Consider the following 23,569-nt stretch of genomic DNA (forward strand, 5'->3'; position numbering starts at 1 on the left):
CACCGGAGAAATGATGGTCATACCGCTCTTCGAGGCCGTGGTCTACCCGAAGAGCCGGACAAAGTTCAAGGTCGGCCCCGCGACCGGGAAGATGCTGCTCGCCGCGGTGAACAGCGCCGGTTCGACCTATGCGGTCGGTCTTGCGGCCCGCGAAGGCACGGACCCCTCGGAAGCCTCGGCCGACTCGCTCTACCCGGTGGGGAGCCTGATCGAGATCGCGCACGTCCAGCCCGCGAACGACGGCTACCTCATCTTCGGCGAGGCCGTCGCGAGGGTGAAGGCCACGAGGCTGATTGAGGCCGACGGGCTCTTCTCCGCCGTCTGCGAACCCGTTCCCGACCACTTCGACCTCGACGAGGGGACCCGGGCGGAACTCCTCGCGAAGATCCGGGCGGTCATCCGCGATGTCAGCGGCCACTTCCAGGGCTCCGAGCAGTTCACCAGGCCGATTGAGAAGATGGACTCCATCGACCAGATCATGGGGTTCGTCATGCCGTTTCTCCCCGTCGACCTTGCGGAGAAGCAGGAACTCCTCGAGATCGCCTCGGTCCGCGGCCGATACACCGCGTTCCTCGACCTCCTGACCCGCGTGAAGGAGGGGATCGAGATCCGGATCGAGGTCGCGAAGAAGACCTCTGATAAGGTCGGCAAGGCGAATCGCGAGGCGATGCTCCGCGAGCAGCTCAAGGTGATCCAGGACGAGCTCAACGGCTGCGACGGCTCCTCCGGCGAAGACGGCTACCGTGAGCGGATCGAGCGCTCGACGATGCCTGAAGAGGTGCGGAAGAAGGCGCTCGCGGAGCTGAAGAAACTTGAATCCGGCGGCAGCCAGCACCACGAGAGCCAGGGGATCCGGAACTACCTCGACCTCCTGCTCGACCTCCCCTGGACGGTCGAGGAGAAGAAGATCATCGACATCAACGAGGCCCGGCAGGTGCTCGAGAGCAACCACAACGGGCTCGAGAAGGTCAAGGAGCGGATCATCCAGCACCTCGCGGTCATGAAGCTCAAGGAGGAGAAGCAGGGCTCGATCCTCCTCTTCGCCGGCCCGCCCGGCACCGGGAAGACGAGCCTCGGCAAGAGCATCGCCGACGCACTGGGGAGAAAATACGTCCGGATCAGCCTCGGCGGCGTCAAGGACGAGGCGGAGATCCGGGGGCACCGGCGGACCTACGTCGGGTCGCTCCCCGGCAGGATCATCCAGGGGATGAAGAAGGCCGGGACGAAGAACCCGGTCTTCATCCTCGACGAGGTCGACAAACTCGCCGTCTCCTACTCCGGCGACCCGGCGAGCGCCCTCCTCGAGGTCCTCGACCCCGAGCAGAACAACACGTTCGCGGACCACTACCTGGAGGTCCCCTACGACCTCTCGGACGTGCTCTTCATCGCGACCGCAAACAGCCTCGCGACGATCCCGGCGCCCCTCCTCGACCGGATGGAGCTTATCGAGATCTCGGGCTACACGAAGAACGAGAAGTTCGCGATCGCAAAGGACCACCTGGTCCCGAACACCCTCGCGGAGCACGGCCTCGATACGGAGAAACTCCGGTTCGAGGACGAGGCCCTTACGGTGATCATCGACCGCTACACCCGCGAGGCGGGCGTCCGGGCACTCAAGAAGCAGCTCGCCCGTGCCGCACGGTACGTCTCGGCGAAGATCGTCTCAGGCGACGTCGCCCTCCCGTATATCGTGACGGCGGACCTGCTCCCGGAGGTCCTCGGGAAGGAGACGGTCCGGCAGGACGTGGTGCGGAAGGAGAACCCGCCCGGCGTCGTCACGGGCCTCGCGTGGACCCCTGTCGGCGGGGACATCCTCTTCATCGAGGGGACGTTCATGCCCGGCAAGGGCAAGCTCACCCTGACGGGCCAGCTCGGCGACGTGATGAAGGAGTCGGCGCAGATCTCCTTGAGCCTCATCCGGTCGCGGTTTGCGGCCGTTGCACCGGGCTTTGACTTCTTCGGAAGCGACATCCACATCCACGTCCCGGCGGGAGCGACCCCCAAGGACGGCCCCTCGGCGGGCGTGACGCTCTTTACAGCCCTCGCCTCCCTCATCACCGGAAGAACGGTCGACCCGACGACCGCCATGACCGGCGAGGTGACGCTCTCCGGCGCCGTCCTCCCCGTGGGCGGGATCAAGGAGAAGGTCCTTGCCGCTCACCGGGCAGGGATCCGGAAGGTCATCCTGCCGCAGGAGAACGAGAAGGACCTCGCGGACGTCCCCGAGGACGTCAGGACCGACCTCGTCTTCGTCCCGGTCCGGACCATCGAGGACGTCCTCCGCGAGGCGCTCGATGTCACGCTGCCGGGCCCGGTCATCCACTATGCGGGCGACCGGTTCGTTCCGGCGCACAACCTCTGAGCGGGGACGGACCCCCACCCCCCCCTCTCCCGGGCACTACTAAGATTGTTCACTTTTCTCCTCATACGGGACGCAAACTTATCTGGGATCGCGGCGTCAGTCGGGGGCCGGGGATATGATATGCAAGATCCGAAAGGTCTGGACCGGCTCAGAGACCGGTTCGTGGGGGAGTGGGACCTCGACGTGACCCTGCAGATGCCTGACGGCAGCACGATGACCGGCACGGGCACGGCCACGGTCCGGGAGGTGGCCGGCCGGTACGGCATCCAGAGCGACCTCAAGTATACCATCGGCGGGGAGTCCTACGAGGAGACGGACCTCTGGACCTACGACCGCGAGAAGGGGACGGTCCACATGTTCGGCGCTGGCTCCGACGGGAGCACGCACGACCATACGGGCAGGTGGAAGGACGCGGATACCCTGGAACTGCACTGGAGCGATCCGGGGGAGGCGGAAGAGACGATCACGGCCGCCTGGGAGGCCGCCGACACCCTCCGCATCCGGTCGGAGACGAGGGTGGGGGGCAAGCCCGGCCCCGTCATGGACTCGGTGGGGAGAAGGCGGAAGGGATGAAAAGGCTCCACGCGGTGCAGCCATAGGGTATTCCCCGGATGCCGGAGCAGGGCAGGGTATCAGAAATACGTCCCGCCCGTCTCGAACGCCACCCTGCGGTCGTGTGCCATCTTCTGCAACCACTCTTCGATCTCCGGCCTGTCGAGGATGTAGCCCTTCCAGAGATCGGTGTAGGGTTCTTCGGGCACGACGATGATCCCTTTGTGCTCCGCGACCCTGTCCGCGATGAGCGATGCCGCCTTATCGGCGGGATACGCGTCGTCGGGGATTCTCAGGTCGCCGCGTGCCTGTCCGTCGATCCCCTTGTTGAAGATCGGGGTCGCGATGTTCGCCGGGCAGATCGTCGAGAAGTGGAGCCCTTTCTCGGCGTATTCATACTTCAGGCACTCGGTAAGGCCGGTGACACCGTACTTCGTGAGGGAGTAGAGCGCCTGGAACGGGGGAGGGACGATGCCGGCTATCGAACTGGTGTTCACGATGTGGCCGAACCCCTGCTCGAGCATGATCGGCACGGCGGCATGGACCCCGTAGATGACGCTCCAGAGGTTGGTGTCGATGATCGTCTTCCAGTCCTCGAGGGTGGCCATCTCGAACGGGATGGTCCCCCCGACGCCTGCGTTGTTGAAGAGGATATCCAGCCTGCTCGCCTCCGCTACGACCCCTTCGATACCCTTCCGCACATCCTCCTCCTTCGTCACGTCCATGATGAGCGGGCGCACCCGGTCGCCGTAGGCAGAGAGCTCGCCTGCGGCCTTTGCAATCTTCTCCGGACTGCGTCCCGCCATGTAGACGATTGCTCCCCTCTTTGCGAGCTCCTCGCTGATCGCATATCCAATCCCTGAGTTCGCACCGGTGACGATGCAGACTTTGTCCTTATAATAGTTTAAATCAGCCATCTTCTTCTCCTTCACTCAATGACCCTGGCGCCCATGGCATGAAGGACGGCGTTTCCCTCGATCAGCGCCGCCTGGGTGATCTTCGTTACGGGCAGGGAAGCGAGGCTGTTGATGATGTAGTACTGGACCGGATTCTGCATCGGGGTCTGTTCGATCCATGTGAGGCTCCCCGTTCCGACCTGCAGAGTCTCCACCCCGATGCCCTGGGGGTAGAGGACGAACTGGCTGAGTTCTGCTCCCGGAGCCCCGACCTTTGGGATATACCTCCAGCCAAGGGTGTTCACGGACGCGAACTGCGACTTCAGCCCCTCCAGTTCCTTCCCGGTGACCGGGCCGGCGGCCTCGAAGTTCATGGTGAGGAAGGTGTTCCCCTCGTAACTGACGGACGTCGCGTAATGGGGTTTCGAGATATGCAGGTCTTCGATCTCCGCGTAAATCTTAGGGATACCGGTCTGCTCCCGCCCTCCGAGGATGGGTGCGGTCTTGTTCTCCCAGACCACCAGCGTGTAGGCGCCGTCGAGTTCGTCCTTCTTTCCGTGGAACCTGACCGGTGCCGCCACGTTGATCAGGTTATACTGGCCGCCGTGCAGCCAGTTGATCTCGGTGAATCTGTTGAACGCCACCTGCACCTCAGGCGCCAGGAGCTCGAATCCTTCCGGGATGTAGTTTTCAAGAAGGTCTCTCTCGGTCCCGTAAGTTATGGACAGAGCCGTGGTCCTCTGCGTGACCAGGGTCTCCGGGTCGAATTTGCCGCCCCCGAAGTGGATCGGCATCAGGTAGGTACAGTCGTCCTGCGGTCGGAACATAGGCTTCCCTATCTGTGCCATAACAGCTCAATGTATATAATCCTATAGATCTTTGCACCGTCAACTCGCCGGAATTTTTTGGTAAAAATGTCAGGATATAGGCCAGGAAACGGCGCCGGAGCGGTTAAGAGGCCACTGTCACGATAACGCCGGGGGGAACCTTTGAAGCGCCAGAGCGTGCCGCCCCGGCGGCATAAGGTTTCACGGAACCGTGCCGAATCCCGCCCGGAATATAAACATGACTTCCCCCGGCTCCCCGACAGTAACCCCAACACTACCTGATATAACCCCCCGGCTCCCCGCGCGCGGGGAGCGCTCGTCAAAGGGCGGAGGGCAGATCGACCGTCTCCTCCCTGCCACCGGTGTTCCGGGACGACACGGGGGTGAGATTTGCCGGCGAGGACCCGGGGAAGACAGTACCCGAACATCTAGCTATAAATAAACCCTGAACGCTAAACCAATTATTTATCCGATAGTTCGTACACGGACCCCTGCTATCGGATCCATTGAGGGAGAGATTCAATTGACGCCAGAGAGCCCACGGAATAGAAGAGCAGACTCAACGGCAGGAAAGGAGCTGGATATCTCCCTTGAGGTCGTCATCCTGCTCGTCTTCGGCGTCTTCATGCTCATCTTTGGTCTGCTTCTCTTCAGGATTCACACGGGAGAACTGCCGTACTCCCCTGACAGCACCTACGGCCTCTTCCTCGTGATCGTCGCGTTTCAGATCATCACGATGGGGAAGACCCCGTTCGGGGATCTCCGCCGCTCGTGGCCGATCATCATCATCGGGATCAGCACGGCAGTCATCGGGATGCTTGCCTGCTTCGTTCCCGGCCCGGTGAGCGCACTGGTCCGCAGCCTTGTCGGAGTACTGCTCTTTGCCGGCGGGATCGCTCTCCTTCTCCAGTTGTTCTTCTCGGCGGAGAAGGCCAGGATATGGCTGAAGGTTCCCGGAATCCTGCGGCAGCTGACGCTCGCCTGTATCCTTGTATATGTCATGTCGATAATCCTGGGCATGGTCACGCTTCTGCCCGGCATCACGACCGACCGCGAGACAGCGGTCCTCCTCATCGTCTACGGCATCAGTTTCTTCTACCTCTCCTGGTGCATCCAGAAGGTCTCCCGGGTGTACCCCCCGAGTGAGACGAAGGCTCAGGTGGGATCGCAATGACCCCGAACGGTCTTTATCAAAAGGACGGCACCGGCCTGTTCCGCGAGGTCTCCCTTCCCCTCCCGGTTGCGATCGTCCTCCCGGTCGCAACCCTCCTGGTCCTTCTCGGGCTGCTGCTCTTCCCCGTAAACCAGGGGGTGCTCCCGTTCTCCCCGGACGGTCAGCTCGGCCTGTTGCTCGTCATCATGGCCATCCAGATGCTGGCTCTCGGGGATACCCCGGTAGGCCAGTACCGGCGCTCCCGGCTGCTGATGGCCACGGGGATCGTCTTTGCCGCAATGGGTGCCGTCTCGTGCATTGTCCCGGGGCTCCTGACCGGCGTGATCCAGGTCCTCCTCGGCCTCCTGAACATCACCGGCGGAGCGGTCCTCCTGACAAAGAGACTCCTCTCGATGCTGCACGACCTCAGGAACCCCCCTACCGAGCCCGTTGCTCTTCCCCACCTCCTCAAGCAGCTGCTGGTCACCCAGACGGTGCTGAATGTCGTATCGATCACCTTCGGCATAACCATGCTCGTGCCCGGCCTCGCTCCGGGCACGGTCATCGCAGGGATCGTCGTGATCAACGGCCTCCTCCTCTTCGTGCTGGTCTCTATCCTCTTAAAGATCCAGTAGTCCGGGGCTTACGATACGCTCGTTCCCCGCCCTTCGGGCGACGTTCAGGAAGTTCTTGCCCCCGTGCGCCGGAGAGATTCGACAATTACATCTTCGTTCGGGTCCTGGGGTTCTCCCTGGTCTACCGAATGCAGGACCGAGGACACACCTTGCGCACGTCCGGCGGCTGAAGCACCAGGACATCCTGCTCGTGCCCTGCAGAGACGATAGCAGGGAGCCGGGCCGCGGCGTCACGATCACGCTCGCGTTCTCCGGCGATCCGGTTGACCGGATCGCCGAACTCAACGCCTTCGCCGCAAGGATCAGAGAGGCCGGTGCGGTCATCGAAGGCCCGGTGGACCGGCCCTGGAACACCCGCGACGTCGTGGTGAGCGACCCCGACGGCTACCGTCTGGTCTTTTCCACGCCGGACTTTGCACGGATGCGGGACTTCGAGACGGCCATGCGGGGTGTCGGGGAGGACCTTACGAAGTTTTAGACTCGCATTCAACAAAACCCGGATCAGGGTGCCGGCACGAGCCGGTAGACCCGACCGGTCTCCCCGACCGGTCCCCGTTCCTCTGCGGTCAGGACGTAGAGCTCGTGCTTCGCGTCCTCCCCGAACGCGAGAACATACGCCCCGACGGTCCGGCTCCCGGCCACCTCGACCTCGGTGAAATCCCACTGGCCGCCGGGATCTTCCGTCGCACTGAAGATGATCCCGTCCCCATCGGTCCCCGCCCGGTTCCACTCCCCGAAGACATAGCGCCCGACGAGCGCGGGAATCGCCCTCCCCCGGTAGACGTAGCCGCCGATGACGACCGCCCCGATGCCGCCGGGCTGGTTGGCGTTCGGGTACTCGATGATCGCGTCGATCAGTGGCTCGCCCCGCCGGCCGGTCCGGGGCGCGTCCGCCGGCGACTCGCGGGGGTTGCCGGGGTCGAAGGCGTGGTTGCCTTCCCTGAGGTTCCAGCCGTGGTTGCCGCCCGGGACGATGATCTTCACCGACTCCCAGAGGTACTGCCCGGCATCGGCGGCAAACAGCCGGTGCTCGCCCCCGGCGTCGAAGGCCGTGCGCCAGGGGTTGCGGAGACCGTAAGCGTAGATCTCGTCCCGGCCCTCTCTTCCGACGAACGGGTTGTCCGCCGGGATACCATAGGGTTTCTCGCCGTCAACGTCGATCCGGAGAATTTTCCCAAGCAGCGTCTCGATATCCTGCCCGTTCCCTCCCGGCGGGTGACCTCTCCCGACGTCGTTTGCGCCGCCGCCGTCACCGAGCGGGATGTAGAGGTAACCGTCGGGGCCGAAAGCGATCGAGCCGCCGTTGTGGTTGGCCTGGGGCTGGTCGACCTCCAGGATCATCCGCTCTGACCCGGGGTCCGCCCGGTTGGGCGTGGAGACGGCAAACTCCGATACCCTGCTCGTGTGGTCCCAGCCCTCCGGCGCCCCGTCCCGGAGCGGGGCGCTGTAGTAGACGAAGAACCTGCCGTTCTCCCTGAACTTCGGGTGGAACGCGAGGCCGAGGAGCCCGCGCTCGTCGTAGCCGGTGCGGAGGTCGACAACCCGGCCGGTGATATCGAGGAAGGGCTCATTAACGCCGGCGTCGATGACCCGGATGACGCCGGGGAGGTCGGCGACGAAGAGCCGTCCTGTCCCGTCGTCCGGGGATGCCAGCGCAACGGGCATGGTGAATCCTCCGGTGACGAACTCGAGGCCCACCCGTTCCGGGGCGGCGCCGGGAAGAAGAATGTCTGGCACGATCTCCTCACTCCGGGAGGATGGATCGGGTAGAGGCATTTAAAGGTACCCGGCGGTACGGATCCGCCGGGTCAGACCCTCGTGATAACGACGCATCAGGGGGATCACCCCGGCCCTCGCTCCCCCTCCATCCTCTTCGCCTTCATCTCCTTTGCCCGGCCGATGAGGTACTCGAGTTCCACAAGTTCCCCGGCGCTCCCGCAGGCGCCCCTGCTGCACGCCTCGTCGTGAAGCCTCCAGCACTCCTCTTCGATCCGTTTGAGGTCGTCCATCGTATGGAGGTGATACCTGGCGATGATATCCGCATGCTCGCGGGTGAACGCGGCGATCTCCTTCAGAAGAGCCATCCGGTCTCCCTTCGGCACCGGCGATCCTGTGCTGCACCGGTCCGCCCGGGAAGTTGTGCGGTCCATGCTACGTCCTTGCTGCCGGGAGAGTTATTCTTTCCGGAACGACCGGGAGCGGTGCCCGCGCCATGAGCAAAAAAACGATTTTTAAAGGGTTATGTGCCGGGGGCGGTGAAGGGGTTCTTCCCCTCTGCCGCACCGGGACGGGCGGTTCACCCCCCCATCCCGATAATTTCCGGAAGTCTATGACTCGTGAACGAACCCCATGTCGACGCCGACGAGCCCGACGACGGTGCCGGTCGCGTCCCTGACCGGGGCATACCCGGAGAGGATGGTGGCGGTCTCGTTGCCCCACTCATCGATGTAGAACCCGGGTTCAGCAGAGGGTTCCTCAAAGCCGGCGAGGAACGCGACGTCCTCCTCCGTGGGCACGTAGACGTCGCCTATTGCGGCCGCGTACGCGCTGCCGTAGTCTGCGTCAACGGCGTAGTCGGTGGCGTTCTCGGTCTTGCGCATGGTGTAGACATAGACGACCCCGGGGTTTGCGTCACGGAAGGTGTTGAGTTCATCGCGGATGGCGGTGAACGCCGGGGTCGTCTCGTCGCCGGGCTTGAGTGCCGCCATCGTGGTGCCGTCGATCTCTCCTGCAGCCTCCACCGCGAGAGCTTTCAGCCGCTCCTGCGTGATTGGGTTCCCTGCTTCGATGGCTGCCATCCCGACGCTGGCGCCGCTCGCGTTTGTTATCGGGGCATACCCGCAGATGAGACTGTAGATCTCAGCCGTGGGTTCCTCAAAGCCGGCAAGCAAGACGGTGTCGAGGTCCGTCAGGGTGTAGCCTTCGCCTATCGCGAGGGCGTTGTTGTCGCTGCCGTAATCCGCATCCACGACGTATTCGGTGATGTTTCCGGCTTTCCGCATCGTGTAGATGTAGAAGATCTCAGGGTTTGCGGTCCGGAAGATGTTGAGTTCATCGCGGATGGCGGTGAATGCCGGGGTACTCTCGTCGCCGGGCTTGAGCGCCGCCATAGCGTCGCCGTCAATCTTGCCTGCAACCTCCACCGCGAGGGCTTCGAGCCTCTCCTGCCCGATCGACCCGTTCGGCTCGAGGCAGACCAGCCCGACGCCGGCGCCGGCCGCGTTCCTCACCGGAGCATACCCGTACACGGCGGAGTAAACCTCAGCGAAGGGTTCTTCAAAGCCGGTGGGATACGGGTTTCCGGGTTTCACAGCGCGGTACCCGCCACCGATTGCGTATGCACCGGTGCTGCCGTAGTCTGCATCAACGATATGCTCGGTGCCGTTTTCCACCTTGCGCATCGTAGAGATGTAGACGATCTCGGGGTTTTCGTCCCGGAACGCGTTGAGCCGGTCGTGGATGGCGATGTACGCCGACGTGTTCTCGTCGCCGGGCTTGAGCGCGGCAAGAGCATCGCCGTCGATCTGCCCTGCAATCTCCGCCGCGAGGGCCTTTGCCTCGTCCAGCGTGAGCACCTTCTGCACCGGCACGATCGTGCCGGGGGTCGGTTCGGTCTCGCCGGGGGCAAATGCAATCATGACCCCTGCGGCAACGACGATCAGCGCAACAATGGCGACGATCAGGATGTTCTTGACGGTCATACCAGATTCTCCTTCAGGATTTTATTGCAGAAGTGGGCATTTAAACACTCGCAAATGTATCGCGGTTGGATGTGGCGCTATGGTAATTTCAGCGCCTTTGTGGCGGAATACCGGGGGTAACAGTGGGGATGTTTGAGATACGTATTCAGGCCAAATCGTCGCACTCAGGCTGACGTGCTCCGGGATTTCAGGGATAGCGCCGACGATGAGAGGATTGGAGGCGGCGTGCCCCGGCAGAATTGACCCTGTCAGCCCTGCCCTATCCTTGATATCGACGAGAGCCAGGCATGGTGCCCTTCGGGCTGGACGACGTTCTCGAAGACCGCCGGCTTGATGTAGTTGATGAGCCAGCCCTCGCGGAAGGTCTCCCGGATCTCCTCCTGCGTGATCCTCCTCGGGAGCGGGTATTCGCCGGGGTTCTGGTCACTGAAGCAGAGCATGAAGTAGTTTCCGCCGGGTTCGAGAACAGCTGCGAGGCTTTTTACGAAGACGGGCCGGTCTTCGTCGGGGAGGACATGGAAGAAGCCGGAGTCGATGACGGTATCAAACGTCCGCTTAAGCCCGGCGAGGTCCAGGGCGTTCCAGACGCGGAACGGCGCCCGGAGCCCCCGTGCCGCAGCCTTCTCCTTCGCCGTCCGGATCGCAAGGGAAGCGGTGTCGACCCCGAGCACCTCGTGGCCTCTCTCTGCAAAGAAGAGGGCGTGCTCCCCCGTGCCGCATCCCACATCCAGGACGGAGCCCGTAACCTCTCCTGCCCGGGCGAGGTCGACGAACGCCTTCTGGGCCCGGCCGATGTCCCAGGGCGGCGTGCTCCGGTAGACCGAATCGAAGATATCCATGTGGTATAATGGATCCCGGAGTAACTTAACCCGTTGGAAACGGATGGACAAAGAGATCCGGGTCTTATCCCTCCCCCTCTTCCCTATGGCTGCTAAAATCTGCTTTATTCGGACGACATCCTGCACCTTCTCGTCGAAAAGCCCCACGGGGAGGTAGAGCGGGAAAGGCCGGACCGGTCTGGGCCGGAATGCTGCAAGATGCGTAACGTAGTGGAACGTCTTTTTCAGCGGGACCAGGGCGTTCGGGAAGAGCGGATCGCCGGCTGATCGGAGCAGTCCTGGCCGGCACCAGGGAGCAGCATACGGAGACCCGGCGCGCACAGTGTTTTTAGGGGAGGTGAACCGCTGGTTCGACATGGGGGTGCAGTACCGGGGGAGGGAGTGCCCGGGGCACGACGCTATGCTGCAATATGCCCATAAGCCGCCGTAGAGACTCTTGCGTGCCCCGGGATCCAGTATATTGAACCATCCGGTTCAATGATCCGACTCGCACCATGGTAGGTGCTTATGCCATACCCATGTCAATCAGGGTACAGCGGTGCCGGGCAGATCCGGTAACCGCAGGGGGGAAGCAACATGACCAAGCGAACGATTGCCCTCGGGCTTGGAGCCGTTCTTCTGGTTCTGCTTGCGTTTGCCATACCGGCGAGCGCTGCGGCTCTGTGGTCCGGAGGAGCCGGCAATGCAAACGAAGACTGCCCCGGCTGCCAGTATGCCTGCAACGGTATCTGCAGCGGAGACCTTGACCAGACCCGCGATCAACTCCGCGATGGGTCCTGCACGACGACCCCTGTAGCGACAGGTGACGGCGATCAGACCCGTGACCAGCTCAGGCTGCAGGACGGAACCGGCGAGAACTGCAGGAAGTAGGAATCTCATCCAGCAGCCACCACAGTGGAAGGATGCCCCGCATTCTTCCCGTTTCTTCTGTTCGTTTGCTCCGGAGACCAATCGCTGCTTCCATTCGAGAGAAAAACACGCTTTCGACCGAAGACTGGGCCGTTACAACAATAGTAGACCCTGTGGCGTGCCTGTTCCGGATGCCGGGCGACAGGCACCGGCGCAGATGGTCGAGACTCTGCCGGCCCGGATGTTACGCCCCTCTCCCCGATCTCACGAGCCGGGAAGGCACAGGAGCGCTTGAAACTCATCGCCGGTATCCGGGCCCGGAAAGAGATCGTCCGGAGCGTCCCGGGCGCAAGAGGTGCCCCGGAGGGCACCGGAACGGTGACGATACTCTTTTGCCGGTGCTGCCGCTTGCGCCGGCAGACGTCACGGGAGTCCCCGATAGGTCGGGGCGGGAATTCTCCTCCTCGGCCCCTCCCGGAAATGCCGGGCACGCGGTGACGCAGAGGCTGCACCGGATCGTTGCAATCCTGGCGACCGCCGGCGCAAGCGGGGCTATCCTTCTGAGCAGCACCTGCCGCCGGATCAGCCACTTCACGACCGGGACTGCTCCGGGCGGGACCCAGGTGCGCACGGTCCGGCACCGAAACGCATCGACGCCGTCCGGTCCCACCGCTCCGTTCGGGCACGCCCGGGTACAGGCTCCGCACCCCGTGCAGAGCGGAGCGCCGCTCGGTCCGGCTCTCTTTCCTGTCTTCTGACCCGGGGACGCGGTCACGACACCGCCGAGGAGCAGCCGCGAACCGAAGCGGGGATTGAGGAGGAGGGTGTTCTTCCCGATCTCTCCAAGCCCCCCGGCCGCTGCAATCTGCTTCATGCGGACGACGCCCTGGACCTTCCCGTCGACAAGCCGCACGGGGAGATAGAGCGGGACGGGCCGGGCCGGGATCTGCTCCGCCTCGAGGCAGCCGGCGAGCCGTAGGGCAGCGTTGTCGAGACGCTCTGCAATCCGAAGCATCTCGCGGGTCTTCTCCCTTTGCGGCAGCCGGTATACCGGGACCGGGACTTCCTTTCCGAAGACGATCACGGACCGGGCGGCCGGGAGGAACTGCAGCACCGCTGTCCTGTCCGCGTCGCTGAGCGCCTCGATGCCGACCGAGCAGTAGACGTCGACTCCCTCATCCTCAAAGAACGTTGCAAGATCCATCCCGGCGCTCCCTGGAGTATATGGATGCCTGCAGGGGTATCAACCTTGTGAGCGGAAGTTCGTTTGAACGCCGTCAATCAGGCTCTGGTTCATGCTCCACGGCCGACTCCTGGGTAGGAAGGCGGGAGGAGGAGAAACCTGCTCCCGTGGGGCAAAGCCGCATCGCACCGCTTGTGGATCGGCGTGCTCGCGGGCGGTATCCAGAGTTTCACCCGCTCCGGGGATGCCTCCAACGAAAGAGGTCATTCAGGCGTCGTCTGAATCTGGATGAGATTGCCGCAGGTGTCGTCGAAGACTGCTATGGTCACCCGGTCGAGAACTTCCGTCGGCTCCATCGTGAACTTCACACCCAGCCCTTTCAGTCTCCCGTACTCCGCACGGGTGTCTTCAACACCAAAGGACGCGGCGGGGATACCCTGTTCATAGATTCCTTTCTGGTATGCCCGCGCTACGGGATTGGCGTTCGGCTCAAGCAGAAGTTCGGTCCCGCCTTGATCGTCGGGGGAGACGACGGTAAGCCACCGGTACTCTCCGGCAGAAACATCGCTTTTCTTCACAAAGCCCAACACATCGGTGTAGAATCTCAGAGCCCTGTCCTGATCGTCCACAAATATGCTGGTCAGTATGATCTTCATAACCGTCCATACCCGGAGAACTATATGTACGTTTGGCAACTGATCAGCCCGAATCAGGACGAAGTTCTCATGCCCAGACGATCAGCGCACCGGCAGCGGTCGAAGCGCCGGGTCTCACCGTCAGGCGCGGCGCCATACCCGACCGGGGTTGGGCCGGGGAGATGCGATACCGTCAAATCCTGGGGGCTCTCAAGAGAGTGTATGAGCGAATCGGCCCGGAAGGTTCTCCGCTGCCCGGTATGCCGGAGCACCGAGATCTCCTGGGATGCCCGTGGCCTGTACGCGACGCTCTATCACTGTAAGCAGTGCGGGTATCAGGGAGCGTTCATCCTCGAATGTGACGAGGATGCCGATAGCGTCTGAGTGAAAGCGTGCCGGTCGGCCGGGTGAAAGGCTAACATTAAGGTTGCCTCCTCTTTTCCTTCTTGAGTGCCGGAGGTCCGGTCAACAAGAATCCGGATGATTCAAAGTCCCTGAGGTCCGTGCTGTGGGTTCTCCCGTCGGGAGCGATGGCCGGCGTGATGAACCGGAAGAACTCGCTCGCGAACTGCTCGTAGCTGAACCCTTCCGCCTCAATCACCAGCTTCCACCTGTTCTCCAGGGAGAGGATGCCCATGAAGGATATCATAAGGTACATCGAGGTCAGGAACGGATCGAGGTCGGGTCGGATCGTCCCGTCATCGATCCCCTCCCGAATCGCATCCGCCAGGATCCGGCGGCAGGTGCCGTAGCCTTTCCCGATCTCTGCAGCATAAGGGTTCTCCCTCGAGAACCGTTCGGACCCGTAGAAGTGGATGAGCCGAAGATAGTCCGGGTATTCCTGCGAGAACCGGTAATACGCCTGGCCCATCAGGACCACTTTGACGATGCCGAGAACCTCTCTTTCCATGCACTCGGTGTATCTCTCCGTGAGGATCCGGACACCGCGGAGGACGATCGTCGCGAAGAGGGCCTCCTTATTCTTGAAGTAGAGGTAGATGGTGGCCTTGTTCAGTTCGACCTCGTGGGCGATATCGTCCATGGAGACGTCTTCGTAACTCCGGGCAAAGAAGAGACGCTCGGCTGCATCGATGATCTCGGCTTTTCGCTGCTCTTTCTCCCGTCGTCTTCTCTCGGCGATTCCCATACTTCCGCTTCACCAGATCCCTTTCCTGGAACTCCCCATCTGCCGGGAGGAATATTCCGTCACAGGAAGTACTCGGGCTCCTTGCGCTCCCGATACAACGTGCTCAACCGCACCGAAGCGTCCCAGACCAGGCCGGACTTCATCGTTCTCGCGTGCGCGGGACAGCGTTTGATGCAGGCACAGCACGTGATGCACTTCTCCGGGTCGGTCGAGTAACCCTCGTCCGGATCGATCGCGCCCGTGGGGCACTCCTCCGCACAGGTCCCGCACCGGGTGCACGCATCGCTGACCGCGATGAAGTCCACCGTCCAGAGCGTCGGGTCTCCCCGGTAGGGGCAGCAGCCGGGTATCGCTACGTCAGGGATCCGGTCGACTGATGGAATGGCCTCGAGTTTCTCCCGTATCTTTCGCCCGAACGTCTCTGCCAGGTGCAGGTCGGCTGCATCCGGGCGGCCTTCTGCCGTCGGCGTCCCGGCGCTGGAGAACGAGTGTTCCCCGATGAATGCTCCCCCGGCGATCGCCCTACACCCACGCTGAACCAGCATATCGTTTAACTCGATGAGTGCATCGTCATACACCCGGTTGCCATAGACGACGACACTTACCGCAGGCGTATCATGGGCCCTGATCGCCTGCAGCCAGTCCATCAAGAGGGCCGGCACCCTTCCCATGTACACGGGGACTGTAACGATGAGGAGTTCATTTGCCGACGTCTCCAGCGGCTTAATTCTTGCCTGCGGCGTGGTGATGTCGATGAGTTCCACCATGTTGTGGTTGATTCCCCGTGCGATACCCTGGATGACCGTCTTTGATCTTCCCGTGGGCGAGAAACAGACCAGTTTCAGCGAATCTATCTTCATATGGTCTCCTCCGGTTGATCCGCGGACGCGATCGTCTTCAGCAGCCAGGCCATGTTCTTTCCGGCTTCTTTTGCCCTTGCTATCCCTTCTTCGTCTCTCCGGACGTCCCCGATATCCCGGCCGATGCCGATCACCGGGGCTCCCGTGACCGTCATCCCGCTGTAGAGCATGAAATGCAGCAGGGTATCGACGGTATGGTTTGCCCCGGATCTCCGCACCGCTGCCGCGGCGATTGCCGCCTTGCGCCGGAAGGGCCCGTCGTTTGCCCTGGCTACCACGCCTGCCCGGTCGATCAGGGCTTTCATCTCGGACGTGACGTCGAGGAAGTAGACCGGGGAGCCGAGGATGATCCCGTCGGCCTCGACCATCTTCTCGATACAGTCGTTCACGATGTCGTCGTCAACGACACACCGCAGATCCTTGTTCTCGAAGCATCTCCGGCAATCGGTGCATCCCCGGATCATCTGCCCGCCGACCTGGACAAGGTCCGTCTCGATGCCTTCGTTCTCAAGTTCGTCGAGGATACGCCGGATCAGGATGGACGTGTTGCCGTCTCTCCGGGGGCTGCCATTGAATGCAACGACGTTCAGTCTCTTCATCGCTTTCACCGCCTTCATTCCTGTTCCGGACCCTGCGACGCTACCCAGTCGTCGATGAGCGCACGGGTCAGGCTGAGTCTCGGAGGAAGAGCCGGGAGATGGTCGCGGTCAACCCATACGGCGCTCTCGACCTCAACACCGTCCGGGACAATTTCTCCTCCGTCGTACTCGGCGACGAACCCGATCATGAGTGAATCGGGGAACGGCCACGGTTCGCTTGCACGATACCGGACATTCTTGATCGCGATCCCCGCTTCTTCGCGGACTTCGCGGCGCACGGCATCCTCGATCGTCTCGCCGGGCTCGACAAAACCGGCAACGAGGCTGTACCTGCCGGGTGGCGCCCTGACTCCCCGGACCATGAGGATGGCGTCGTTCTTTCTTACCAGCACGATGATCGCCGGGGAGAGCCGGGGATAGACGATCCGGTGGCAGGACGGGCAGACTCTGGCCCGCTCGGTCCGTGCAGGTTCTGTTGGTGTGCCGCACCTCCCGCAGAACCGGGTGTTCCTGTCGTAATCGATGATCTGAACCGCAAGCCCGGCAACGGCAAGTTCCTCGTCCGGGATGAGGCCGGCAAGTTCGCGTACGCCGGAATGTGCCAGCCCGTCGGGCAGGGGCAGGTCGCCGGGGACCTCGACGGCATAACAGGCAACCGGTCCCCGGTGGCCGAGATATTGGGCATCCCTCTTCAGCCCTTCCGGGCATACTCCCTCAAAGATAGTCGGCGCGCTGCCGTTCCTGACGCAGACTCCCCCGTCGCGGACAAACACCAGGCATGCGTCGTCCGGGAGCCGGTCCGGTTCCGGGTACTGCCTGTGCAGGCAGTTGACTGCAAATGTTGCTTTATGCTCCATGATAGCCCCCGATTCCCGTGACTCCGAGTTTTTCCCTTCTATACACGTTCCCACGGGATTTCTCTCCGTTGAGTCTCTATCTGATCCATCCCTCCCCCAACCGGGAGGCGTATCTCCAGGCTGCCCGAAGGTAGTCTCACCAATAGTACATCCCTTGATTATATTATAACTGCCGGTTAGTTAGTAACTGTTAGTTATGATATTTAAATATTGGAGTACGGCGGAGCATGCACACAACTCATGTCGCGTCCGGGTGAAGGCGGGGAGAGGGCCCCGGCAGGAAAGGCCTCGCCCGGGTGGGCCCCCTGCGCCCTCAAACCGGCGAGACGTTCCGAAGATGACTGTCTCCGATGAGAATCGCTTGAGAGACGCTGCTATCCGGGCTGGGTTCCAGCGGCAACTCGGAGCACCGGGTCTCACCGTCAAGCGCTGCGTCATACGGGATGCGACGTACATCGCCGCCGGTCCGGGACGCACCTCCTGCGGGCACGTCCCGGGAAGAACCGGCACGGATACGGCGGCACCCGGGCAAAAAGGCCTCGACGCCCTGGGTGTGCGGGAACGATCATCCTCGGGCGGGTCATCGGTCGAGGTCTCCGATGAAGGAGGATACGTGCGGTGCTTGGTGGTCACCTCCGTTTCGTCCTGAGGCGGACCCAAAAGAGAACGTTCTTGCCCTGCCGCGATCATACGGGAGATCATGACCCCCCTCTCTCCCGGCCTGATCGCCCCCTGCGGAATGAACTGCGGGCTCTGCATCGGCTATCTCCGGGAGAAGAACCGTTGTCCCGGCTGCCGGACGGAGGATGCCGGCAGACTGCCCCGGTACTGCGCCGGATGCAGGATCAGGACCTGCGAAGACCGCACGGGAGACTACTGCTACGACTGCGCCGGATATCCCTGCCCGCGGCTGAGACGCCTTGATAAGCGCTACACGACAAAGTACCGGATGAGCATGCTGGAGAACCTCCGCGATATCCAGGAGCGGGGCGTCGCGGCGTTCGTCGAGCAGGAGGAGGTCCGCTGGAGATGCCCGCAGTGCGGTTCGATCCTCTCCGTTCACCGGGATCGCTGCCCGCGCTGCGGCCGGGCGTGGTGAGGGGGGAGCACCGCCCGCGCTATTCTCCAGGTCGACCTCCGGTCGCTTCCCCCGGCCATCCCGGTTGCCGGGCAATAGACGGTGGTCGAAGATTCACCGGGTGCCCAAAGCGTATTCCTGCAGGTATGCAACAGCCAGTTCGTATGCCGAATGCACCTTCTCTCTCTCAACCCCCGGCACGCCGCATGCCACAATGTGTACCGTCTTTGTGGCGAGGGTAATCTTTGTTGCATCCGAGTCCCGGTACGGGTAGACGGCGACGATCTCGTCGTCATCTGTCAGGATGACCTGGTTCTTATGGAGCATGACGGGTGCTGCCATCCCGATGCCGAGGAACTCTTCGCCCTCTTCTGCAAACCGCATAGAGAGGTCCCCGGCCAGGGTATCGGCATCAAACGCGGCGATGGGTATGCCTGTGCGAATCGAGGCCAGGTTATAGGCGTCCACCGCGGTGTTGATCGCCGGGAGCATCTTTTTGGCCAGGATCCTTCTCACCAGCGCTTCCGAGGCGGGCCGCGTTTTGGTCGGATCGACGCCCACCTTCCAGAAGAAGTCCCTGTACGCCCTGAAGAGAGGTTCATCTTTGATCCTCTCCAGCGTATATCGTTCTCTTATTGACTGGACGGTCTCGTCTCTCAGGGCTTCCAGGCGCGGGCTCTTCTCCTGAATCGAGAGCGGTCCGACATCACCCTCCGCAACCGAGAGACCGGGGAAGGCGGCAAGAATCTCCTTATGCATCTTCATAGTTCGTACCGTTCCTGCCTGCTATCCCAGCGAGAGCAGGTCTTTCAGAATGACGTTTATCGCCTCCATATCCTCGGCCGCGCACTCTCCGATCTTCCTGACGAAACGGTCCTGCGAGAGAGCAACAATCTGGAAGACCAGCGCAGCACTGTCGGAGGAGAGCCCGTTCTCCGCACTCTTCTCGATGCCATGGATGTGCGGGAATGAAAAAGCCGCCGGGGTCGTCGTCAGCGGGACCACGATGGTTATACCCCCGTAGGCGACGCGAGGATCACGGCGGGCCGAAGCCCGCTCTGCTCGTGCCCCCGTGCGTCGGTGAGATCGACGAACCAGATATCGCCCCTGCTCCGGCGCATCCTAATGCCTCATCGACCGGATACTGGCCCGCTGCCACTCCTCTAACTCGGCGTCGAGCGCCGCCTTCTCCTCATCGGTGGGGACGAAGAGGTACTGCTTCGCCCGGTTGACACCCTTGACGATCTGCTCGCTCGAATAGAAGGACTTCATCCTCCTGACAGTCCGGTACGCCTGCTGTGGCGGTTGGTGCATCTCGTAGGCCAGATACCCGTAGGTCGCCCCGATCTCAAGCAGGGACGGGCTTTTGTCGAAGAGAGCAGTGAGTTCGGCAACCGAATCCGCCTCGGCGGGGGAGAGTGTGCTCGCCGTCTCGCACCGGGAAAACTCGTCGGCGTGCTGGTAATACTCCCGTGCAAGGTCCGGCGAGTAGGGTCCCCGGACGTAGAGGCGAAACGGATACGCGAACTCGATGCCCTTCAGTTTCAGCAGGTAGACGAGCTTCTGGGCGATGAGCCGGTGCTCGAAGAGGTCTTTGTCCATCCGGAACCCCGCCTCCCGGAAGCAGGCAATGACTTTGCTTCTATCGTCCACAGTGATCACCTGCGCAGCCCAGGAGTTTGCAGAGCCAGCCCCGGACACGCTGCCACTCGGCGAGCCCTTCCGGGGTGATGGCGTAGAGGTCGAGTTCCTTCTCCTCAAGCGTCACCTTCTCGGAGCGGAGGTATCCCATCTCGACGAGCTTCTTGAGGTTTGCGTAGAGCACGCCGTCGCTCAGGTTCAGCCCGGCTTTGAGCTGCCGTGCGGTGGCCCCGTCCTCGCCGAGCTCGGAGAGCGCCCAGAGTATCTCCAGGCGCACCCGGGAGATGAGGGCGCTGTTCACGTCCTCGGACTCTTCCACGATTGCTATCAGATCGTCAGGCATAGGCAACTTTCAACTTTGAGTAGATGTTGGAGTCCGGGGTGATAAAGGGTTCGGGCGGTGCTCCTTAAGTGTCAACGGGCCCCGTGTTCTTACAGGGGACCCGATGCGATGAAACCTGCTAGCTACCGCATTCTCCTCCGGAAGGAGCCGGAGGGCGGGTACACCGTCACCGTGCCGGCCCTCGCCCGTGCTCGCGTCACGCTCAGGGGGACCATCGATGAGGCGGTAGCGATGGCACGGGAGGCCCTCGAGGTCTATATCGAGAGCCTGCGGGAGAGGGGGAAGAGATTCCGACCGAAGAAGGGTGGCCTGGAACACAGGCTCACCGTCGAAGTCCCGGGATGAACGCCCGGGCCGGACCCCGTGAACCGGCGTACCCCGGGATACCTATACTAGAGAGGAAGACGCATATCCCGATCAGGAATGGATACCGTCACCCGCGAGGCCGGCGGGGAGTGTGCGAGGATCATCGGCATTCTCCGAAGGAACAAGGCGCACCTGGAGGAGACCTACCACGTCGGATCCATCGGCATCTTCGGCTCGTGCCGGCGTGGCGAGGAGCACGAGGGAAGCGACGTGGACATCCTGGTCGAGTTCTCCGAGGTGCCGGGGATCTTCGGGTTTCTCAGGCTTGAGCGGCACCTGTCCGAGATCCTCGGTAGACCGGTGGATCTTGTCGAAAGGAGCGCGCTCAAGCCCCGTATCGGCCGCCGCATCTTAAAAGAGGTTATCTACGTATGACGGCCCCGCGTAGCACGCTCGACTACCTGGACGATATCCTTGATGCCGTCGAGAAGATCGAGATCTTCACCCGGGGCATGTCGTATGAGGAGTTCTCCGAGGACGACAAGACCGTCTACGCGGTCACGCGGGCGCTGGAAGTGATCGGCGAGGCGGCGAAGTGTATTCCCCGATCGGTCAGGGAGAACTATCCCGGAAACCCCTGGACCGAGATGGCCGGTATGCGCGACAAACTGATCCACGCCTACTTCGGGATCAACAGGGCGATCATCTGGAGGACGATCCATGATGATCTCCCCCCTCTCAGATCCGCGATGCAGGCCCTCCGCGATGACCTGACCGCGAGCGGGTCTCCGTTGGATCCGTGAGCAGCTCGCCCTCACGGTCGGGATCCCTACGGCAACGGGGGCATCAGGGAGCGTTTATCCTGGAGCGTGAGGTGAGAGAAATGGATGACCCCTCAATGAAGGGGTTAGAGCAGGACAACTATAATCTGTCCGGAGCGCTCACATACGCATAATCTGGAGTGTCCGGCATGGGAATGCACTATATCTGTGCCGCAGAAGGCAGGAAGACCGACGTTATCGTGCCCATTGACCTCTAGGAGAGCCTGACCGCCGGAAAACCTGCAGACAGACCTGTCGGGGTTGCCGAGCCCGCGAGATACCGGGGGATATATCGGGACCTGGATCTCGACCTGGAGGCTGAGGTCCGGAATCTGCGGGACGAGTGGGACCGGACATGAAACGGTACCTGCTCGATACAAACATTCTCATCTACGACCTCGCAGATGCCGTTCCGCGGTGAGTGATTCGGGCGAGGTGGTACACGCACGGAGACCTCTTAGATCCTCGGGGAGTGTATCATCATGAGCAGGGACGTGATGCGATGAAAACCTGTCAGTTACCGTATCCTCCTCCGGAAGGAGCCGGAAGGCGGATATACCGTCACCGTGCCGGCCCTCCCCGGTTGCGTCACGTCCGGAGAGACCGTCGACGAGGCGATAGCGATGGCACGGGAGGCTGTCGAGATCCTGCAGGCAGAGTAACCTCCTGCCGCTACTTTCTACCGGGAACCGGCAGGAGAACGAACGGGCAACAGACTACAAGAGTGCCCGGAACTCGTCGACAGTGATCCCGGCCTGAAAAAGAATCGTCTGAAGAGTCCTGGGCGCAAGGGTCTGTTTGGGATGCACGGGAACAGTGACGATGACGTCACGCTGCGCGTGATAGAGGTAGTGATGGCTTTCCCGGGTGCCGACCACCTCGAACCCGGCTTTCCTGAGAGCACCGACCACCTTTGCACCGGTGGTTCTCGGAAGTTTCATGTCCCGGCGTTGCTCGTGTTCAAGGGAACGGAGACCTCAACCGGGATTGGTTTGCCGAGTTTCCTGGCCACCTCGACGTATCCTGCGATCGCCTCCTCGATATGCGCCAGCGCCTCTTCCCAGGTAGACCCCTCGCTGACACATCCCGGAAGGGACGGTACCGTTACGGTATACCCTCCATCCTCATTTTGTTCCATAAGAACCGTATAACGGAGACGAGTTTCCGACACGCGATCCCTCCTGTGGAGGATTGTCCACGAGACTATATAGGGGTTATGGCGGTGATTCTGCAGTAGGTACGGCTCGCAGAGGGGCATGGATCACCCCGATAAATGACCTTTCTTCAGACAGAGATATGTAGATTGAAGCACCAGAGGATCATAGACCGCAGAGGTGAGGCTGCCATGACTCAGGTAAAAGAGGAGATCATCAGCGAGCTCGATGACCTGCCGCCCCGGACATACGGTGAGGTGCTCGATTTCATCCGGTTCCTCAAGTCCCGGCGCAGGAAGGCCGCCCCCGACACCGCGCTCGCGAGCGAGCCCGTGCTCCGGAAAGATTGGCTCCGGCCCGAGGAGGACGAGGCGTGGAGCGATTTGTAAAGGGAGATGTTATCGTTGTGCCGTTTCCCTTCTCGGATCTGTCGACGGTGAAGCGGCGGCCGGCCCTTGTCGTTGCGGCGCCCGGAGGAGACGATGTAATTCTCTGCCAGATCACGAGTCAGCAGGTCCGGGATCGCTACGCCGTCGGTATTACCGACCTCGACTTTGCAGAGGGAACACTCCACAAACCGAGCAATATCCGGCCGAACCGGCTGTTTTCTGCCAGTGTCGACCTGATTCTTTATCGAGCTGGACGTCTCAACGACCTGGCCGTCATGTCGGTCACCGATCGGATCATTGAGATCTTGCAGGCAGGTTAACTTCTTGCCCCTACTTTCCGCCGGGAACCTGCAGATACGGCCTTCGTGTCCCCCTTCACTCCCAACCCGCGCACGGCTCCTCGTTATCTACTACCTCTTCTCCAGTCTCTTTTATGACACATTCCTCTCTTCTCCGTAGCGACCAGACCCTCTTCAGGGACCCGGACATCTTCGAGCTCACGTTCGTCCCCGAGCACCTCCACCACCGTGACGCCCAGATCAGGGAACTCGCCTTCCTCATCAGCCCCACGCTCCGGGGCGGGAGCGCCCTCTCTGCCATCCTCCGCGGGCCACCGGGGACCGGGAAGACCACCACCGTCCGCCGGATCTTTTCCATGATCCGGGAGGAGACCCGGCAGGTCGTCCCGGCCCACATCAACTGCCGCCACGACCATACACCGCTCACGGTCTACCGGAGCATC

General features: G+C 62.1%; 34 protein-coding genes. 15 read left to right on the top strand and 19 right to left on the bottom strand.

The genetic code is table 11. From position 1 onward, the window contains the following. Positions 1–10: 10 nt before the first annotated feature. Both lon and PLN84_RS05375 read left to right on the top strand, forming a co-directional pair. A complete protein-coding gene (gene lon / locus PLN84_RS05370; RefSeq protein WP_348531963.1) occupies positions 11–2,362 on the top strand; it encodes an endopeptidase La in 2,352 nt (783 codons plus the stop codon). A gap of 120 nt (positions 2,363–2,482) precedes the next feature. Beyond that, positions 2,483–2,935, top strand: a complete 453-nt coding sequence (locus tag PLN84_RS05375; RefSeq protein ID WP_292386126.1) for a DUF1579 family protein — start codon at positions 2,483–2,485, stop codon at positions 2,933–2,935. 59 nt (positions 2,936–2,994) lie between these two features. On the opposite strand, the gene PLN84_RS05380 is transcribed toward PLN84_RS05375, so the two are convergent. Next, on the bottom strand, positions 2,995–3,831 hold the full coding sequence (locus PLN84_RS05380; protein ID WP_292386128.1) for an SDR family oxidoreductase: 837 nt from the start codon (positions 3,829–3,831) through the stop codon (positions 2,995–2,997). An 11-nt stretch (positions 3,832–3,842) separates the two neighbouring features. After that, positions 3,843–4,637, bottom strand: coding sequence for an acetoacetate decarboxylase family protein (locus tag PLN84_RS05385; protein ID WP_292386131.1), 795 nt, complete (start codon positions 4,635–4,637; stop codon positions 3,843–3,845). A 523-nt stretch (positions 4,638–5,160) separates the two neighbouring features. On the opposite strand from PLN84_RS05385, the gene PLN84_RS05390 reads away from it, so the two are divergent. From PLN84_RS05390 to PLN84_RS05400, 3 genes are all read left to right on the top strand, one after another. Further along, the gene (locus PLN84_RS05390) at positions 5,161–5,811 is read left to right on the top strand and encodes a hypothetical protein (protein ID WP_292386132.1); all 651 of its coding nucleotides are present in this window, start codon (positions 5,161–5,163) and stop codon (positions 5,809–5,811) included. Continuing rightward, on the top strand, positions 5,808–6,425 hold the full coding sequence (locus tag PLN84_RS05395) for a hypothetical protein (protein ID WP_292559045.1): 618 nt from the start codon (positions 5,808–5,810) through the stop codon (positions 6,423–6,425). Before PLN84_RS05390 ends, PLN84_RS05395 begins: the two co-directional genes overlap by 4 nt. A 190-nt stretch (positions 6,426–6,615) precedes the next feature. Then, positions 6,616–6,903: a VOC family protein gene (locus PLN84_RS05400; protein ID WP_292386136.1), complete on the top strand. Its 288-nt coding sequence runs from the start codon at positions 6,616–6,618 to the stop codon at positions 6,901–6,903. Between the two features lie 23 nt (positions 6,904–6,926). Here PLN84_RS05400 and PLN84_RS05405 read toward each other — a convergent pair whose 3' ends face one another. The 4 genes from PLN84_RS05405 to PLN84_RS05420 form a co-directional block, all read right to left on the bottom strand. Beyond that, positions 6,927–8,162: a PQQ-dependent sugar dehydrogenase gene (locus PLN84_RS05405; protein WP_292386138.1), complete on the bottom strand. Its 1,236-nt coding sequence runs from the start codon at positions 8,160–8,162 to the stop codon at positions 6,927–6,929. Positions 8,163–8,266: 104 nt separating this feature from the next. Then, entirely contained in the window at positions 8,267–8,575 is a 309-nt protein-coding gene (locus tag PLN84_RS05410) for a hypothetical protein (protein WP_292559044.1), read from the bottom strand. 177 nt (positions 8,576–8,752) lie between these two features. Next, on the bottom strand, positions 8,753–10,126 hold the full coding sequence (locus tag PLN84_RS05415) for a hypothetical protein (RefSeq protein WP_292386142.1): 1,374 nt from the start codon (positions 10,124–10,126) through the stop codon (positions 8,753–8,755). 248 nt (positions 10,127–10,374) lie between these two features. Beyond that, positions 10,375–10,965 carry a class I SAM-dependent methyltransferase gene (locus PLN84_RS05420; protein ID WP_292386144.1) on the bottom strand — a complete coding sequence of 197 codons (591 nt, stop codon included), beginning with the start codon at positions 10,963–10,965 and terminating at the stop codon, positions 10,375–10,377. 576 nt (positions 10,966–11,541) lie between these two features. On the opposite strand from PLN84_RS05420, the gene PLN84_RS05425 reads away from it, so the two are divergent. After that, the gene (locus PLN84_RS05425) at positions 11,542–11,835 is read left to right on the top strand and encodes a hypothetical protein (RefSeq protein WP_292386147.1); all 294 of its coding nucleotides are present in this window, start codon (positions 11,542–11,544) and stop codon (positions 11,833–11,835) included. Positions 11,836–12,112: 277 nt separating this feature from the next. On the opposite strand, the gene PLN84_RS05430 is transcribed toward PLN84_RS05425, so the two are convergent. Together PLN84_RS05430 and PLN84_RS05435 are read right to left on the bottom strand one after the other, a co-directional pair. Then, entirely contained in the window at positions 12,113–13,018 is a 906-nt protein-coding gene (locus PLN84_RS05430) for a 4Fe-4S binding protein (protein ID WP_292559043.1), read from the bottom strand. Positions 13,019–13,260: 242 nt separating this feature from the next. Then, the gene (locus tag PLN84_RS05435) at positions 13,261–13,653 is read right to left on the bottom strand and encodes a VOC family protein (protein ID WP_292386151.1); all 393 of its coding nucleotides are present in this window, start codon (positions 13,651–13,653) and stop codon (positions 13,261–13,263) included. A 201-nt stretch (positions 13,654–13,854) separates the two neighbouring features. Between PLN84_RS05435 and PLN84_RS05440 the strand changes: the two genes are divergently transcribed. Further along, positions 13,855–14,016 carry a hypothetical protein gene (locus tag PLN84_RS05440; RefSeq protein ID WP_292386153.1) on the top strand — a complete coding sequence of 54 codons (162 nt, stop codon included), beginning with the start codon at positions 13,855–13,857 and terminating at the stop codon, positions 14,014–14,016. A 37-nt stretch (positions 14,017–14,053) separates the two neighbouring features. On the opposite strand, the gene PLN84_RS05445 is transcribed toward PLN84_RS05440, so the two are convergent. From PLN84_RS05445 to nudC, 4 genes are read right to left on the bottom strand one after another with little or no spacing between them, the layout of a single operon-like run. Beyond that, positions 14,054–14,779: a TetR/AcrR family transcriptional regulator gene (locus PLN84_RS05445; protein WP_292559042.1), complete on the bottom strand. Its 726-nt coding sequence runs from the start codon at positions 14,777–14,779 to the stop codon at positions 14,054–14,056. Positions 14,780–14,838: 59 nt separating this feature from the next. Continuing rightward, complete coding sequence (locus PLN84_RS05450; protein ID WP_292386158.1) at positions 14,839–15,639, bottom strand: EFR1 family ferrodoxin; 801 nt, start codon at positions 15,637–15,639, stop codon at positions 14,839–14,841. Further along, entirely contained in the window at positions 15,636–16,256 is a 621-nt protein-coding gene (locus PLN84_RS05455; protein ID WP_292559041.1) for a flavodoxin family protein, read from the bottom strand. The genes PLN84_RS05450 and PLN84_RS05455 overlap by 4 nt, the downstream gene beginning before the upstream one ends. Continuing rightward, positions 16,253–17,095 (bottom strand): NAD(+) diphosphatase, encoded by an 843-nt coding sequence (gene nudC, locus PLN84_RS05460; RefSeq protein WP_292386165.1) that lies wholly within the window; start codon positions 17,093–17,095, stop codon positions 16,253–16,255. Before nudC ends, PLN84_RS05455 begins: the two co-directional genes overlap by 4 nt. A 700-nt stretch (positions 17,096–17,795) precedes the next feature. On the opposite strand from nudC, the gene PLN84_RS05465 reads away from it, so the two are divergent. Further along, positions 17,796–18,194: a DUF3795 domain-containing protein gene (locus tag PLN84_RS05465; RefSeq protein WP_292559040.1), complete on the top strand. Its 399-nt coding sequence runs from the start codon at positions 17,796–17,798 to the stop codon at positions 18,192–18,194. Between the two features lie 93 nt (positions 18,195–18,287). Here PLN84_RS05465 and PLN84_RS05470 read toward each other — a convergent pair whose 3' ends face one another. Genes PLN84_RS05470 through PLN84_RS05490 form a run of 5 tightly spaced genes read right to left on the bottom strand, consistent with a single transcriptional unit; the run spans position 18,288 to position 20,157 of the window. Beyond that, entirely contained in the window at positions 18,288–18,938 is a 651-nt protein-coding gene (locus tag PLN84_RS05470) for a phenylalanine--tRNA ligase beta subunit-related protein (protein WP_292559039.1), read from the bottom strand. A 21-nt stretch (positions 18,939–18,959) separates the two neighbouring features. Continuing rightward, positions 18,960–19,178, bottom strand: a complete 219-nt coding sequence (locus PLN84_RS05475; RefSeq protein ID WP_292386172.1) for a type II toxin-antitoxin system PemK/MazF family toxin — start codon at positions 19,176–19,178, stop codon at positions 18,960–18,962. A 5-nt stretch (positions 19,179–19,183) separates the two neighbouring features. Continuing rightward, the gene (locus tag PLN84_RS05480) at positions 19,184–19,294 is read right to left on the bottom strand and encodes a type II toxin-antitoxin system PemK/MazF family toxin (protein ID WP_292386174.1); all 111 of its coding nucleotides are present in this window, start codon (positions 19,292–19,294) and stop codon (positions 19,184–19,186) included. Between the two features lies 1 nt (position 19,295). Then, positions 19,296–19,826: a hypothetical protein gene (locus PLN84_RS05485; protein ID WP_292386175.1), complete on the bottom strand. Its 531-nt coding sequence runs from the start codon at positions 19,824–19,826 to the stop codon at positions 19,296–19,298. After that, complete coding sequence (locus PLN84_RS05490; protein WP_292386176.1) at positions 19,816–20,157, bottom strand: transcriptional regulator; 342 nt, start codon at positions 20,155–20,157, stop codon at positions 19,816–19,818. Before PLN84_RS05490 ends, PLN84_RS05485 begins: the two co-directional genes overlap by 11 nt. Positions 20,158–20,265: 108 nt before the next feature. Between PLN84_RS05490 and PLN84_RS05495 the strand changes: the two genes are divergently transcribed. The 4 genes from PLN84_RS05495 (at position 20,266) to PLN84_RS05510 (ending at position 21,946) form a co-directional block, all read left to right on the top strand. Further along, complete coding sequence (locus PLN84_RS05495; protein ID WP_292386177.1) at positions 20,266–20,502, top strand: type II toxin-antitoxin system HicB family antitoxin; 237 nt, start codon at positions 20,266–20,268, stop codon at positions 20,500–20,502. 78 nt (positions 20,503–20,580) lie between these two features. Next, positions 20,581–20,898, top strand: coding sequence for a nucleotidyltransferase family protein (locus PLN84_RS05500; protein ID WP_348531964.1), 318 nt, complete (start codon positions 20,581–20,583; stop codon positions 20,896–20,898). Continuing rightward, positions 20,895–21,266: a DUF86 domain-containing protein gene (locus PLN84_RS05505; RefSeq protein WP_292386181.1), complete on the top strand. Its 372-nt coding sequence runs from the start codon at positions 20,895–20,897 to the stop codon at positions 21,264–21,266. The genes PLN84_RS05500 and PLN84_RS05505 overlap by 4 nt, the downstream gene beginning before the upstream one ends. 542 nt (positions 21,267–21,808) lie before the next feature. Further along, on the top strand, positions 21,809–21,946 hold the full coding sequence (locus PLN84_RS05510; RefSeq protein WP_292386276.1) for a type II toxin-antitoxin system HicB family antitoxin: 138 nt from the start codon (positions 21,809–21,811) through the stop codon (positions 21,944–21,946). 54 nt (positions 21,947–22,000) lie between these two features. Here the strand turns inward: PLN84_RS05510 and PLN84_RS05515 are convergent, their stop codons facing one another. Both PLN84_RS05515 and PLN84_RS05520 read right to left on the bottom strand, forming a co-directional pair. Continuing rightward, positions 22,001–22,225 (bottom strand): type II toxin-antitoxin system HicA family toxin, encoded by a 225-nt coding sequence (locus PLN84_RS05515; RefSeq protein WP_292386183.1) that lies wholly within the window; start codon positions 22,223–22,225, stop codon positions 22,001–22,003. Continuing rightward, positions 22,222–22,455, bottom strand: a complete 234-nt coding sequence (locus PLN84_RS05520) for a type II toxin-antitoxin system HicB family antitoxin (RefSeq protein WP_292386185.1) — start codon at positions 22,453–22,455, stop codon at positions 22,222–22,224. The genes PLN84_RS05515 and PLN84_RS05520 overlap by 4 nt, the downstream gene beginning before the upstream one ends. Positions 22,456–22,629: 174 nt before the next feature. On the opposite strand from PLN84_RS05520, the gene PLN84_RS05525 reads away from it, so the two are divergent. The 3 genes from PLN84_RS05525 to PLN84_RS05535 all read left to right on the top strand — a co-directional run. After that, positions 22,630–22,827 carry a hypothetical protein gene (locus PLN84_RS05525; RefSeq protein WP_292386187.1) on the top strand — a complete coding sequence of 66 codons (198 nt, stop codon included), beginning with the start codon at positions 22,630–22,632 and terminating at the stop codon, positions 22,825–22,827. Then, positions 22,812–23,147 carry a type II toxin-antitoxin system PemK/MazF family toxin gene (locus PLN84_RS05530; protein WP_292386189.1) on the top strand — a complete coding sequence of 112 codons (336 nt, stop codon included), beginning with the start codon at positions 22,812–22,814 and terminating at the stop codon, positions 23,145–23,147. The genes PLN84_RS05525 and PLN84_RS05530 overlap by 16 nt, the downstream gene beginning before the upstream one ends. Positions 23,148–23,260: 113 nt before the next feature. After that, a partial coding sequence (locus PLN84_RS05535; protein WP_292559038.1) for an AAA family ATPase occupies positions 23,261–23,569 on the top strand: 309 nt, incomplete at its 3' end.

The organism is Methanoculleus sp., from assembly GCF_035363275.1.
GTDB lineage: Archaea > Halobacteriota > Methanomicrobia > Methanomicrobiales > Methanoculleaceae > Methanoculleus.

Bases quoted from the DNA above. Each gene is read 5' to 3' on its own strand.
- PLN84_RS05425 (WP_292386147.1), top strand. From the start codon at position 11,542: ATGACCAAGCGAACGATTGCCCTCGGGCTTGGAGCCGTTCTTCTGGTT.
- PLN84_RS05470 (WP_292559039.1), bottom strand. From the start codon at position 18,938: ATGAAGATGCATAAGGAGATTCTTGCCGCCTTCCCCGGTCTCTCGGTT.
- nudC (WP_292386165.1), bottom strand. From the start codon at position 17,095: ATGGAGCATAAAGCAACATTTGCAGTCAACTGCCTGCACAGGCAGTAC.
- PLN84_RS05450 (WP_292386158.1), bottom strand. From the start codon at position 15,639: ATGAAGATAGATTCGCTGAAACTGGTCTGTTTCTCGCCCACGGGAAGA.
- PLN84_RS05435 (WP_292386151.1), bottom strand. From the start codon at position 13,653: ATGAAGATCATACTGACCAGCATATTTGTGGACGATCAGGACAGGGCT.
- PLN84_RS05380 (WP_292386128.1), bottom strand. From the start codon at position 3,831: ATGGCTGATTTAAACTATTATAAGGACAAAGTCTGCATCGTCACCGGT.
- PLN84_RS05420 (WP_292386144.1), bottom strand. From the start codon at position 10,965: ATGGATATCTTCGATTCGGTCTACCGGAGCACGCCGCCCTGGGACATC.
- PLN84_RS05525 (WP_292386187.1), top strand. From the start codon at position 22,630: ATGACTCAGGTAAAAGAGGAGATCATCAGCGAGCTCGATGACCTGCCG.
- PLN84_RS05430 (WP_292559043.1), bottom strand. From the start codon at position 13,018: ATGGATCTTGCAACGTTCTTTGAGGATGAGGGAGTCGACGTCTACTGC.
- lon (WP_348531963.1), top strand. From the start codon at position 11: ATGATGGTCATACCGCTCTTCGAGGCCGTGGTCTACCCGAAGAGCCGG.
- PLN84_RS05500 (WP_348531964.1), top strand. From the start codon at position 20,581: ATGGATACCGTCACCCGCGAGGCCGGCGGGGAGTGTGCGAGGATCATC.
- PLN84_RS05455 (WP_292559041.1), bottom strand. From the start codon at position 16,256: ATGAAGGCGGTGAAAGCGATGAAGAGACTGAACGTCGTTGCATTCAAT.
- PLN84_RS05395 (WP_292559045.1), top strand. From the start codon at position 5,808: ATGACCCCGAACGGTCTTTATCAAAAGGACGGCACCGGCCTGTTCCGC.
- PLN84_RS05445 (WP_292559042.1), bottom strand. From the start codon at position 14,779: ATGGGAATCGCCGAGAGAAGACGACGGGAGAAAGAGCAGCGAAAAGCC.
- PLN84_RS05415 (WP_292386142.1), bottom strand. From the start codon at position 10,126: ATGACCGTCAAGAACATCCTGATCGTCGCCATTGTTGCGCTGATCGTC.
- PLN84_RS05375 (WP_292386126.1), top strand. From the start codon at position 2,483: ATGCAAGATCCGAAAGGTCTGGACCGGCTCAGAGACCGGTTCGTGGGG.
- PLN84_RS05410 (WP_292559044.1), bottom strand. From the start codon at position 8,575: ATGGACCGCACAACTTCCCGGGCGGACCGGTGCAGCACAGGATCGCCG.
- PLN84_RS05480 (WP_292386174.1), bottom strand. From the start codon at position 19,294: ATGCGCCGGAGCAGGGGCGATATCTGGTTCGTCGATCTCACCGACGCA.
- PLN84_RS05440 (WP_292386153.1), top strand. From the start codon at position 13,855: ATGAGCGAATCGGCCCGGAAGGTTCTCCGCTGCCCGGTATGCCGGAGC.
- PLN84_RS05505 (WP_292386181.1), top strand. From the start codon at position 20,895: ATGACGGCCCCGCGTAGCACGCTCGACTACCTGGACGATATCCTTGAT.
- PLN84_RS05385 (WP_292386131.1), bottom strand. From the start codon at position 4,637: ATGTTCCGACCGCAGGACGACTGTACCTACCTGATGCCGATCCACTTC.
- PLN84_RS05465 (WP_292559040.1), top strand. From the start codon at position 17,796: ATGACCCCCCTCTCTCCCGGCCTGATCGCCCCCTGCGGAATGAACTGC.
- PLN84_RS05515 (WP_292386183.1), bottom strand. From the start codon at position 22,225: ATGAAACTTCCGAGAACCACCGGTGCAAAGGTGGTCGGTGCTCTCAGG.
- PLN84_RS05495 (WP_292386177.1), top strand. From the start codon at position 20,266: ATGAAACCTGCTAGCTACCGCATTCTCCTCCGGAAGGAGCCGGAGGGC.
- PLN84_RS05490 (WP_292386176.1), bottom strand. From the start codon at position 20,157: ATGCCTGACGATCTGATAGCAATCGTGGAAGAGTCCGAGGACGTGAAC.